The 12,038-nt window shown below is 41.2% G+C and carries 10 protein-coding genes and 1 riboswitch; of the genes, 7 read left to right on the top strand and 3 right to left on the bottom strand.

The window, feature by feature from the left end; genetic code table 11:
* Positions 1–345: 345 nt before the first annotated feature.
* Positions 346–918, top strand: coding sequence for a hypothetical protein (locus PSI23_RS06895; RefSeq protein ID WP_273554384.1), 573 nt, complete (start codon positions 346–348; stop codon positions 916–918).
* A gap of 194 nt (positions 919–1,112) precedes the next feature.
* Here PSI23_RS06895 and PSI23_RS06890 read toward each other — a convergent pair whose 3' ends face one another.
* Both PSI23_RS06890 and bioA read right to left on the bottom strand, forming a co-directional pair.
* Positions 1,113–1,694, bottom strand: a complete 582-nt coding sequence (locus PSI23_RS06890; protein WP_273554383.1) for a hypothetical protein — start codon at positions 1,692–1,694, stop codon at positions 1,113–1,115.
* A gap of 283 nt (positions 1,695–1,977) precedes the next feature.
* Positions 1,978–3,246 (bottom strand): adenosylmethionine--8-amino-7-oxononanoate transaminase, encoded by a 1,269-nt coding sequence (bioA, locus tag PSI23_RS06885; RefSeq protein WP_273554382.1) that lies wholly within the window; start codon positions 3,244–3,246, stop codon positions 1,978–1,980.
* Between the two features lie 95 nt (positions 3,247–3,341).
* Here bioA and bioB point away from each other — a divergent pair, with 95 nt between their 5' ends.
* The 5 genes from bioB to uvrB all read left to right on the top strand — a co-directional run bounded on the left by bioB (position 3,342) and on the right by uvrB (position 9,655).
* Positions 3,342–4,382 carry a biotin synthase BioB gene (bioB, locus tag PSI23_RS06880; protein WP_273554381.1) on the top strand — a complete coding sequence of 347 codons (1,041 nt, stop codon included), beginning with the start codon at positions 3,342–3,344 and terminating at the stop codon, positions 4,380–4,382.
* Positions 4,382–5,533, top strand: a complete 1,152-nt coding sequence (bioF, locus tag PSI23_RS06875) for an 8-amino-7-oxononanoate synthase (RefSeq protein ID WP_273554391.1) — start codon at positions 4,382–4,384, stop codon at positions 5,531–5,533. Before bioB ends, bioF begins: the two co-directional genes overlap by 1 nt.
* On the top strand, positions 5,517–6,290 hold the full coding sequence (bioC, locus tag PSI23_RS06870; protein WP_273554380.1) for a malonyl-ACP O-methyltransferase BioC: 774 nt from the start codon (positions 5,517–5,519) through the stop codon (positions 6,288–6,290). Before bioF ends, bioC begins: the two co-directional genes overlap by 17 nt.
* Positions 6,280–6,963 carry a dethiobiotin synthase gene (gene bioD / locus PSI23_RS06865; protein WP_273554379.1) on the top strand — a complete coding sequence of 228 codons (684 nt, stop codon included), beginning with the start codon at positions 6,280–6,282 and terminating at the stop codon, positions 6,961–6,963. Before bioC ends, bioD begins: the two co-directional genes overlap by 11 nt.
* A 664-nt stretch (positions 6,964–7,627) precedes the next feature.
* Positions 7,628–9,655, top strand: coding sequence for an excinuclease ABC subunit UvrB (gene uvrB, locus PSI23_RS06860; protein WP_273554378.1), 2,028 nt, complete (start codon positions 7,628–7,630; stop codon positions 9,653–9,655).
* A gap of 11 nt (positions 9,656–9,666) precedes the next feature.
* Here the strand turns inward: uvrB and yvcK are convergent, their stop codons facing one another.
* Entirely contained in the window at positions 9,667–10,575 is a 909-nt protein-coding gene (gene yvcK / locus PSI23_RS06855) for a uridine diphosphate-N-acetylglucosamine-binding protein YvcK (protein WP_273554377.1), read from the bottom strand.
* Positions 10,576–10,865: 290 nt separating this feature from the next.
* Positions 10,866–11,022, top strand: a riboswitch (molybdenum cofactor riboswitch).
* Here yvcK and moaA point away from each other — a divergent pair.
* Positions 11,012–11,992, top strand: coding sequence for a GTP 3',8-cyclase MoaA (gene moaA, locus PSI23_RS06850; RefSeq protein ID WP_273554376.1), 981 nt, complete (start codon positions 11,012–11,014; stop codon positions 11,990–11,992). Its footprint overlaps the riboswitch before it by 11 nt.
* The last annotated feature ends 46 nt before the right edge of the window (positions 11,993–12,038 follow it).

Below are 12,038 nucleotides of genomic sequence, written 5' to 3'. Positions count from 1 at the left end.
AATCAATAGAATGCAAATGTCAGATTGCGATGCGCCTGTTAGGGCGCGGCTGGTAAGAGAGCCTTATAGGCGCAGATGAAAAACCCCCGGCTATGCCGGGGGATACTTATTTTTAATGGGATATTTATTAAAATATTAAATGAAATATATTTTCTATAAACCTTTTTTCTCTTCTGAAAACGCCATTTGTTATTTTTAATTTTCTAATGAATTTAAAATGATCCACTGATAAGTATTAGTCATCACCTGATAATAAATTTATATTACTGCACTACAGTTTCCGTGATACATTTCACTAATTAATTTGAATATGAATGAGATATAAAAATAAAAGAGGAATTAATTATGAAAAATAAAGAGTTATCTCTTCCCAGTCAGGAGGAAATGCAAAAGGCTTTTGAAAAATCTTATGAATTATATAAAAAGGAAAAATCTCACTATGAAATTGTTTCGAAAGAAAAACCGGAGCTAGCACATTTGTTTGTGAAACATCCAAAAATGATTTCATTATGTGGTTATGGAAATGGTTTTTCTGAATATATCAGCAGTTATTTTAATATTAACACATACCACCAATATGGTAATTATCCTTTTATCCAGATATCCTCTAATTCAACTACAATTGGATACCAACCTAATTATGGGCAACAAGCTATTTTCAATGGATATATACAGGGTGGTTACGATATGCCAGAAGTTCATTTTGAAAACCTTTTCCTTGCTGGTGTATTACAGAATATTCAGTCAGTCATAAATGCACCTCTTAATTTTCAACTATTCATTAACCCAGAGAATGTTATCTTGCGTTTCTTTGAGGGATATATTTATTTAGGGGATTTATCTTCTATCTATCAACATAATTTTCAGGCTCCTATGCCTATTGTATTTTCAGGGGCGGGTTCTTTTAATTACGTATAATCAAATCTGAAATTTTACTTATAAATATAAGTTTGATTTTTTATCATAAAATTAGCACCAAATCAGTAAAAGAGTTCCCGGTCACATAGCTTGCTATGTGACCGGGAACAACGATTTTGCTACAAAATATAACTATAATTTATAATTTGGTTATTATATAAAATAATTACTTGGTTCTAAAATAATAATTTAATTTATTGATATGGGATCAAGTTAAAAGTTCCAATACCAGATAGAACAATAGGATATGTAATTAATATGTGATTTTGTTGTACGGAATATAAATCACCCAAATAAACGTTTCCTTTGAGAAGACGTAAGATGATATTTCTTGGATAAATATAAAGTTGAATGTTTAATGGTGTATTTACAATGGAGTGAGGATATTTTACTATTCCGCCAAGGTGAATGTTATTAAAATTCAAGAGTGGAGTGTTATATCCGCCTTGAATATAGCCATTGAAGTTAGTTTTTCTTCCTACATTGGGTGCATGCCCAATGGTAGTGGAGTGAGATGATATTTGGATAAAGGGAAAGCTGCCATATTGGTGATATGTGTTAATGTTAAAATACCCACTAACGAACTCTGTTTGATTCAAAACAGGGATGGTTAATGAGTCTGGTTTGACATTATCTGAAAACAGATGAGCGAGTTCAGGTTTTTCTTTTACCAGAGCTTCATAATGTGCAATTTCTTGTTCATACCTATTTTGAGATAGTTCAAATACATCTTGAGTTTCTTCATTGGAAGGTGTGAATAAATTTTCTGTATTCATGATGTTTTCCTTGTTGTTGAAATAAATTTAATTGCATAATGAATATATCAGAGAATCTATTTTATAGTGATATAAGAGCCATTTTTTGGGTGATTAATATTTATCAGGGCGTGTTTTTTGAGTATAATTTAATATTCTTTTATTTTTTATTAGAGATATGATTATTAAGTATTGATGAATGCCGTGAAATGTCATGAAATACGATTTTTGCTGGGTTTTTATTCATGTTGCCACATAAATAAATATGTGGCTGGAGATTCATTTTATTAATTTTAAATATTTTTTAATTTATTGCACCAGCAATGGAATTTGTCAGTCTCGATAGCTGTTCGGGTTGAATAATATAAGGAGGCATCAAATAAATTAATCGACCAAATGGCCTGATCCATACACCATGTTTAACGAAATGACATTGCAATGAAGCGACATCAACGGGCCGTTTCATTTCAACAACACCTATAGCCCCCAAGACCCTAACATCTTTGACCGAATTTTGTGGTTTGAGGGGGAGTAATTCAGCTTTTAATTGAGTTTCAATTGATTGAATACGTTGTTGCCACGGGCTATCTGAGAGTAATTTCAGGCTGGCACTAGCAACAGCACAAGCCAGAGGATTTCCCATAAAAGTTGGGCCATGCATAAAACAGCCTGTTTCACCTTGGCTAATAGTTTCAGCAACATGGCGGGTCGTCAGTGTGGCGGATAATGTCATATATCCCCCCGTCAATGCTTTGCCTAAGCACAATATATCCGGTTCAATCTGTGCATGTTCACAAGCAAATAGCTTGCCAGTTCGACCAAATCCGGTAGCAATTTCGTCTGCAATCAACAAGATCTGATATTTATTACAAAGTTGGCGAATTTGGCGTAGATATTCAGAGTGATAAATCCTCATTCCGCCAGCACCCTGAACAATAGGTTCTAAAACGACAGCGGCAATGTCATCATGGTATTGCAACAATAATCGCTTCAAAGAATCGATATCTTCCGGTTGCCACTCATCACCAAACTGACATTGCGGAGCATCGGCAAACAAGTGATTGGGGAAATAGCCTTTATACAAATTATGCATGGAATTATCCGGATCGCAGACAGACATAGCTCCGAAAGTATCACCATGATAACCATGACGCAGCGTCAGAAAGCGATGGCGTTTTTTCCCTTTGGCTTGCCAATATTGCAATGCCATTTTTAGGGCAACTTCTACTGCAACCGATCCTGAATCCGCCAAAAAAACACATTCCAAAGAATCAGGTGTCATTGCGACTAATTGTTTGCACAGTTCAACAGCAGGAAGGTGAGTTATGCCGCCAAACATAACATGAGACATCTTATCGATCTGTGCTTTTGCCGCCTCATTGAGAACCGGATGATTATAACCGTGGATAGTAGCCCACCATGAAGACATGCCATCAATCAATTTGCGCCCATCTGATAAAACCAGCTCCACACCCGTGGCTGATGCGACGGAATAGGTCGGAAGTGGATTCGTCATTGAGGTATATGGATGCCAAATATGGTGCTGGTCAAATTCAAGATCTGAAGGAGTCATAATAACTTTGTTGTAAACCTTTTTGAGTTCATTTTGGTTGACATGATAACGGCGTTATTTAAACTGACAACATTTTTCACATCGGAGATGTTATTGTGAGCGAGCGTCAACAATGGACAATTAATCAGGCACAGGGCTTGTTTGATAAACCTTTTTTTGAATTATTATTTCAGGCACAACAAATACATCGCGAGCATTTTGATCCACAACAAGTACAGATCAGTACACTGCTTTCGATAAAGACGGGGGCTTGCCCAGAAGACTGTAAATATTGCCCACAAAGTTCCCGCTACAAAACTGGTCTGGAAAAAGAGCGGTTGATGGAAGTGGAAAAAGTCATTGAATCAGCGCACAAAGCTAAAAATGCGGGTTCAACCCGTTTCTGCATGGGGGCAGCTTGGAAAAACCCGCATGAACGTGATATGCCGTATTTGGAAAAAATGGTCAAAGACGTCAAAGAGCTGGGAATGGAAACCTGCATGACGTTGGGAATGCTGAATCAATCACAGGCACAACGCTTGGCAGAGGCTGGTCTGGACTATTACAACCATAACTTGGACACCTCGCCAGAATTTTACGGCAATATCATCACCACGCGCAGTTATCAGGACAGACTGAACACTTTGGATAATGTCCGGGATGCGGGTATCAAAGTTTGCTCGGGCGGTATCGTTGGTTTGGGAGAGCAAATTCGTGATCGTGCAGCGTTATTGGTACAGTTGGCGAATTTACCTAAGCCGCCGGAAAGTGTACCGATTAATATGTTGGTGAAAGTAAAAGGAACGCCACTGGAAGACAATGAAGATGTCGATCCTTTTGACTTTATTCGTACCATTGCTGTGGCGCGAATCATGATGCCAAAATCTCATGTCCGTTTATCCGCAGGACGTGAACAGATGAATGAACAAACTCAGGCCATGTGTTTTATGGCAGGAGCCAATTCCATTTTCTATGGCTGCAAATTGCTGACTACACCAAACCCAGAAGAAGATAAAGATCTGCAACTGTTCCGTCGTTTGGGCATCAATCCTCAACAGACAAAAACGGCATTTGGTGACAATCAACAGCAGGAGCACTTGACTGAAGCCATTATTCATAATGCTGATAACGAACAATTCTATAATGCGGCAATATGATGAGCTGGTCAGACTCTCTCTCCCGACGTTTGGCCGAACGTCGGGGCACTTCGCTATGGCGTAATAGACAAGTCCATCAGGGATCTGATGGGCGTTTACTATGTACTTCAGACGGCCAGTACCTTAATTTCTCCAGTAACGATTATCTTGGATTAAGCCGACATCCCCAGATTATTGCTGCCTGGCAGCAAGGTGCCCAACAATATGGTGTGGGCAGTGGAGGCTCAGGACATGTTACAGGTTACACCGTTGCACATAATATTCTGGAACAACAATTGGCTGAGTGGCTGGGATACTCTCGCGCCTTATTGTTCATTTCTGGTTATGCCGCTAATCAAGGCGTGATTGCGGCTTTGATGGAAAAAGAAGATCGCATTATTGCTGATCGCCTGAGCCATGCATCGTTGATGGAAGCCGCAATGCACTCTCCGGCACAATGTCGGCGTTTTCTGCACAATAACATGGGATCTTTACAGCAACACTTGGCAAAAGCGTGTGCTGGTAAAACGCTGGTAGTAACGGAAGGTGTTTTCAGCATGGATGGAGATTGTGCTCCACTTGAATCTATTGCACAGCAAGCAAAATCTACAGCAAGTTGGTTGATGGTGGATGATGCCCATGGCATCGGCATTCATGGTAATGAAGGACGTGGTAGTTGCTGGGTGCAAAATGTTAAACCGGAGATTTTGATCATCACCTTTGGTAAGGCATTTGGATTGAGCGGAGCCGCAGTTTTATGTGATGAGCAAACCGCAGAATACTTGCTCCAATATGCCCGGCACCTGATTTACAGTACCTCAATGCCACCTGCGCAGGCAGTGGCACTTTCCGAAGCAGTACAACAAATCAGAGCAGGAGATGAGTTGCGCCAGCGATTGCAAAACAATATTCGTTACTTTCGTCGTGAAGTGCAGCAGTTACCTTTTGTATTGATGAATTCAGAAACAGCCATCCAGCCATTAATCGTTGGGGACAATGAACGCTGTACCGCACTATCTCATGTGCTCAGGCAAAAAAAAGTATGGGTCAAAGCGATACTTCCACCAACGGTTCCCCCTGATAGCGCACGATTGCGCATTACGCTGACAGCAAATCATACACAGCACGATATTGATAGATTACTGGAGGCGCTGCATGGATCTGGCTGTTAAATCCGTTGACAAACAAGCGATTGCCGGCGCTTTTGGACGCGCGGCTTCCAAGTATGACACTGTGGCTAAACTGCAACAGCAAACAGGTGAGTATTTGATGGAGCTGGCACAAGCGGAAAATATCGGTATGCGGGTATTGGATGCAGGGTGTGGAACAGGTTTTTTTAGTGCTCGCTGGAAACAGCAGGGTAAACAAGTTATTGCACTGGATCTGGCTTCCGGCATGTTGAGTCATGCCAAGGGACAGCAAGTCGCCGATTACTATCTGCAAGGGGATATTGAACATTTGGGACTGGCGGATAACAGCGTAGACCTCTGTTTCAGCAATCTGGCGGTACAATGGTGCAATGATTTGCCATGTGCATTGCGGGAATTTTATCGTGTTACCCGTCCCGGTGGCCTTATCGTATTTTCCACGCTAGCGCAGGGTTCGCTGAATGAATTGGAAGCAGCATGGGAGCACGTGGATGATTATTGGCATATCAATCAATTTCTGCCATTAGGGACAATCACGCAAGCATGCCAACCCTATCGACATAAAGTCATTAAGCAGGAATATCACCAGCATTACCCGCAACTGTTGCCCTTGCTGAATTCTCTAAAAGGGATCGGTGCAACACATCTTCATCACGGTCGCCAGCAGGGATTAATGACGAGAAAACGTCTGAATATTCTTGCTGAAGCATATCCACGGAATAATGGGAATTACCCATTAAGCTATCAAATTGCTTTTGGAGTCATTTATTGTGACAAATAAATATTTTCTTACAGGAACCGATACTGAAGTAGGTAAAACAGTTGTTAGTTGTGCTTTGCTGCAAGCTGCCAATAAAAAAGGATATCAGACTGCGGGTTACAAACCCGTGGCATCAGGGAGTGAGATGACAGCTGAAGGGATGCATAATGGTGATGCACTGGCTCTACAACGTAATAGTACAGTGTCATTAACTTACCAGGAAGTGAATCCTCTGGTATTTATTGAACCTACATCGCCTCACATTGTGAGCGCAGAACTTAATCAACCAATAGATTTTTCTGTTTTATCAAAGGGATTGAGAGCATTGGAAAAGAAATCTGATTGGGTTTTGATTGAGGGGGCTGGGGGATGGTATACACCATTATCGGACAATACGACTTTTGCTGATTGGGTGATTCAGGAAGATTTACCGGTAATTTTGACAGTCGGTGTCAAATTAGGTTGTATTAACCATGCGGCATTAACCGCGAAAGCTATTCAGTATGCTGGATTGAAACTGGTGGGCTGGGTTGCTAATGAAATTGAGCCGGCAGGCAAACATCAGGTGGCATATTTGAAGACACTAAAGCATATGATGCCCGCACCTTTATTGGGGATTATTCCTCATTTGAGTGAATCAGATGATAAAAATAATATAGGTAAATATATAACCATTGATTCATTGGTTAACTAATTATTTACTTTGAGCTAGTTAAAATTGGTGTCGAGAACGGTTGTTCAGTCGATTTTTCTTACATGAAAAGTATTTTATTTCAACAATGATTGAGATGTTTTTGAACAACGAATAGCGAAAATCAATTCTAAAACAGCATAAAATATTTCGTCATTGAAAAAATTTATAAACAAGAATAACCCCGCAATCGCCGATGCTTGATAGGTTTTGCTGGGTTATCCACTATTGTTGTGGATAACTTTGTGTATTAGTTTTAGAAAATCATCCTCATGCAAGGTAATACGCGGTTTGTACAAGATTTGCTGCTATTCTCGACTTTTATTTTTTTTATGAAAAAAATCAAGTAATTAAATAAAATCAATCCTTTTTTGTTCTCCTCTGCCATTCAGAGCTTTACTATTTCTATTGCTAATACAAAAATAAGAAAAAGCAAGCTCATTATTTGGGGATAAAAATAGCCATCATTAATGTTAATTAAAGGTTAATATCATCGTATGAATATCACATTTTATGAATATATCAATAGATAGTGACTTGTCTCTATGGAATCTTTCCCAGATCTTCCTTCAAACAAAAACAATATTATTTTATCAACTTACTTGAAGCTGGTTTTTTATCCAGTATTATAAAAGAGTTTTGTCAGTGTACGGATGGTGCGGGGAAAATGAGCAAAGAAACGAGCAAGGTATTCAAGTTACATTCTGATTTTAAGCCGGGAGGCGATCAGCCATCGGCCATCAGACAATTACAGGAAGGGCTGGAAGATGGATTAGCCCATCAGACGCTTTTGGGGGTTACGGGGTCAGGTAAAACTTTTACGATTGCGAATGTTATCGCAAATTTAAATCGTCCCACCATGATCCTTGCCCCTAATAAAACATTGGCAGCACAGCTTTATAGCGAAATGAAAGCGTTCTTTCCTGAGAATGCTGTGGAATATTTTGTTTCCTATTACGATTATTACCAGCCAGAAGCCTATGTGCCCAGTTCCGATACCTTTATCGAAAAAGACGCTTCAGTAAATGAACATATTGAACAGATGCGCTTGTCTGCAACGAAAGCCTTGCTGGAACGCCGTGATGTTGTTGTGGTGGCTTCTGTCTCTGCAATTTATGGTTTAGGTGATCCTGATAGCTATTTGAAAATGATGCTTCACTTAACTGATGGTATGTTAATTGACCAACGTGCCATCTTACGTCGCTTGGCAGAACTGCAATATACCCGTAATGATCAAGCATTCCAGCGCGGAACATTTCGGGTACGTGGTGAAGTGATTGATATTTTCCCGGCAGAGTCGGATGAACATGCTTTGCGCGTGGAATTATTCGATGATGAAGTTGAGCGCCTTTCCTTGTTTGATCCGCTGACAGGACAGGTACAGTACAATGTCCCGCGTTATACCATCTATCCCAAAACTCACTATGTTACACCGCGTGAACGTATCCTTCAGGCGATGGAAGAGATTAAAACTGAGTTGGTACAACGGCGCAAGGTTCTGTTGACATCAGACAAGTTATTGGAAGAACAGCGTATCACCCAGCGAACACAATTCGATCTCGAAATGATGAATGAATTGGGTTACTGCTCCGGCATTGAAAACTACTCCCGTTATCTATCTGGTCGTTCCGCTGGTGAACCACCTCCAACGTTGTTTGACTATCTTCCGGCAAATGGTTTGCTGGTGGTGGATGAATCTCACGTAACCATTCCACAGATTGGTGGAATGTACCGAGGGGATCGCTCCCGTAAGGAAACATTAGTGGAATATGGTTTCCGTTTGCCGTCAGCGCTGGATAACCGCCCATTACGGTTTGAGGAATTTGAGGCATTGGCACCACAGACCATTTATGTTTCAGCCACTCCTGGTCACTATGAATTAGAAAAATCTGGCAATGAAGTTGTCGAACAAGTTGTACGTCCGACGGGGCTAATTGACCCAGAAGTTGAAGTTCGTCCTGTGGCAACCCAAGTGGATGATTTACTGTCTGAAATCCGTATTCGTGCGGCAAAAAATGAGCGAGTGTTGGTAACGACCTTAACCAAACGGATGGCGGAAGACTTGACAGAATACTTGGAAGAGCATGGTGAGCGAGTACGTTATCTCCATTCCGACATTGATACCGTTGAACGGGTAGAAATTATCCGTGATCTTCGTCTCGGTGAATTTGATGTTTTGGTTGGCATTAACTTATTGCGTGAAGGCTTGGATATGCCGGAAGTTTCCCTTGTGGCAATTTTAGATGCAGATAAAGAGGGCTTCCTTCGTTCAGAGCGATCTCTAATCCAGACTATCGGTCGTGCAGCACGTAACCTGCATGGTAAAGCAATTTTATATGGCGACAAAATCACTAATTCAATGGCGAAGGCTATTGAGGAAACAGAGCGCCGTCGTGCCAAACAACAGGCATTTAACACAGAGCACGGTATTGTACCGCAAGGGTTGAACAAAAAAATCGGTGATATCCTGAAAATTGGTCAACCAGTTAATGGTAAAGGAAGAACCAAAGGAAAAAGTAAAGTTGCCTTGGGCACGGATGATTACCACAATTTATCGGCCAAAGAGCTAGAGAGCAAAATCCGTGAGTTGGAAGAAAAAATGTACCAACATGCCCGGGATCTTGAGTTTGAAAAAGCGGCCAGCATTCGTGATCAGGTTCAGGAATTGCGAGCACAATTTATCGCTAATTCCTGATTGTCGCCGATTTAACCCAATTTTTGCAGGGTGTGCTCAATTGCTTGGCGCAATAATTCACGATCATGGCGGTAAGGGATATCCTGTGCTTCCAAAACTTGTTGTGTCACAATCCGGTCACTGAAAGGGCGAATATCGGTACGTGGGCCGACAATAAGCGCATTAATCATCTTACGGCCAATCTTACTCTCCATGATTTCGATTTTATCTTCTAACGATAACTTAGTCGCGGCATGGCTAAGTTCTTTCCCTAAGTTACCGATATAAATCATATTAGCGTTACTGCGTCGCAGGGATTGCGTTAAATCTTCTAATAACAACAATGGCATCAGACTGGTGAAAAAACTACCGGGGCCGATCAGAATCAAATCTGCTTGCTCAATGGCATCCAATGCTTCTTTAGTGGCGTTGACGCGAGGGTAAAGCGATAGCTCCTGTGGTATACAATTGAGCTGATCGACATTCACTTCGCCATGTACGGTATTGCCTTGATCATCAATTGCCATTAAATCAACCGATTGTTCCGACATGGGAATCAACTGTGCATTGACTTTCAACAGATTACGGATCAAGTTAATCGCTTCAAGAGGGCGGACACTTAAATGATCCAGTGCTTTCAACATCAAATTGCCCAAATTATGCCCGGATAATTCGCCATTGCCACTAAAGCGATATTCAAACATAGTCGAAGCAATAGTGGGTTCCGTGATTAACTGATTGAGGCAATTACGCATATCTCCCCACGCGATTCCGCCTTCTGAGCGTCGTATTCTACCGGTTGAGCCACCGTTATCAGTTGTCGTTACAACTCCTGTCAGGCGGGTTCCGAGGGAAGAAAGGGAAGACATAACGCGTCCAAGTCCATGGCCGCCACCGAGGGCGACAACGCGATCCAAATCAGCTAATGTGCGATTTCGCATAGGATTCCTGTTACTGACTAATTGCTGGCTAAACGTAGAATTTAATAAATCTTATCTAATTTATCATAAAATATAATGCTTTCAGAAACTGATGTAATCTTGTGCCGTTTTTTGCTTGATATTTTCGCGCGACAGCTTGGAAATACCGTAATAATCTGGTGCCATTGTGAATGGTTAACTCGTTGTATAATAAAGTATATATCGGTTTGAGCATTAGCTTTTTGTTATCTTAAGAGTTAAAATCTTTGGTGGGCACATCGTTACTCGCGTAATTATTCATATAAAAATTTAACTGATATTAACTCCTAGCCTCTGTGTCTAAGTCTCTGTTCTATCAAATGGATACCACATTGATATGATGCTCTGGCCGTGGCTCCTGAGTCACCAAGATGCAAGGTAGAAATGCCGGCATCTCCCGTACTTGGAAGGTGTTATTGTGGAACAACTTGTAGATGCATTCTTGCGCAAGTTCTATTACTTGAGATTATCTATTACCGATGTGTGTAACTTTCGTTGCACATATTGTCTACCTGATGGATATCGGCCTCATGGCCATAAATCATTTCTTTCCCTGCCAGAAATTCGTCGCGTTAGCCGGGCATTTGCTGAACTTGGCACAGAAAAAATCCGCCTGACGGGAGGAGAACCCACCATGCGCCGTGATTTTTGCGACATTATTGCAGCGGTTCATGAAAATCCGCAAATTAAAAAAATTGCTGTTACAACTAACGGCTACCGTATGGAGCGGGATATATCCCAATGGAAATCGGCTGGCCTGACAGCCATTAACGTAAGCGTTGATAGTTTGGATCCCCGGCAATTTTACGCCATTACCGGACAGGATAAATTTTTCCAGATTATGCGTGGCATTGACGCGGCTTTTGAGGTGGGATTCAACACAGTGAAAGTTAACGCAGTGCTGATGAAGAATGTAAATGATATCAACCTGTCAGCCTTTCTTGATTGGATTAAATACCGCTCTATCCAGTTGCGTTTTATTGAACTGATGGAAACAGGGGAAGGTAGTGACATTTTTCATCGTCATCATGTTTCTGGGAAAGTGATTCGCCACCAACTGTTGCAACAGGGTTGGCAGCAGCAGCAGCGTGAGCGCAGTGATGGGCCGGCTCAAGTTTTCCATCATCCCGATTATCAGGGGGAAATTGGCCTTATCATGCCGTATGAAAAAGATTTTTGCCAAAGCTGCAATCGCCTGAGAGTATCCGCGATTGGCAATCTTCATTTGTGCTTGTTTGGTGAACAGGGCATTCCATTGCGTGATTTATTGTCTGATGACACATCACTTGATGATTTGAAACTACGTATTCAAGGTGGGTTGCATCATAAGCGTGAGACTCACTTTTTACATCAGGGTGACAGTGGTATCACCCAGAATCTTTCTTTTATTGGTGGTTAACCTAACTGCAAGATTCATTTTCAGGAGCAATTTTTTTAGGAGCAAA

The organism is Xenorhabdus yunnanensis, assembly GCF_028598805.1.
In the GTDB taxonomy this organism is placed as follows: Bacteria; Pseudomonadota; Gammaproteobacteria; order Enterobacterales; family Enterobacteriaceae; genus Xenorhabdus; species Xenorhabdus yunnanensis.
Note: the sequence above shows the minus strand (reverse complement) of the source record. Positions and strands in the feature narration are given on the sequence as shown.

What these genes read in the sequence shown, in the direction of transcription:
- PSI23_RS06895 (WP_273554384.1), top strand. Translation starts at nt 346, where the DNA reads ATGAAAAATAAAGAGTTATCTCTTCCCAGTCAGGAGGAAATGCAAAAG.
- PSI23_RS06890 (WP_273554383.1), bottom strand. Translation starts at nt 1,694, where the DNA reads ATGAATACAGAAAATTTATTCACACCTTCCAATGAAGAAACTCAAGAT.
- bioA (WP_273554382.1), bottom strand. Translation starts at nt 3,246, where the DNA reads ATGACTCCTTCAGATCTTGAATTTGACCAGCACCATATTTGGCATCCA.
- bioF (WP_273554391.1), top strand. Translation starts at nt 4,382, where the DNA reads ATGAGCTGGTCAGACTCTCTCTCCCGACGTTTGGCCGAACGTCGGGGC.
- bioC (WP_273554380.1), top strand. Translation starts at nt 5,517, where the DNA reads ATGGATCTGGCTGTTAAATCCGTTGACAAACAAGCGATTGCCGGCGCT.
- uvrB (WP_273554378.1), top strand. Translation starts at nt 7,628, where the DNA reads ATGAGCAAAGAAACGAGCAAGGTATTCAAGTTACATTCTGATTTTAAG.
- yvcK (WP_273554377.1), bottom strand. Translation starts at nt 10,575, where the DNA reads ATGCGAAATCGCACATTAGCTGATTTGGATCGCGTTGTCGCCCTCGGT.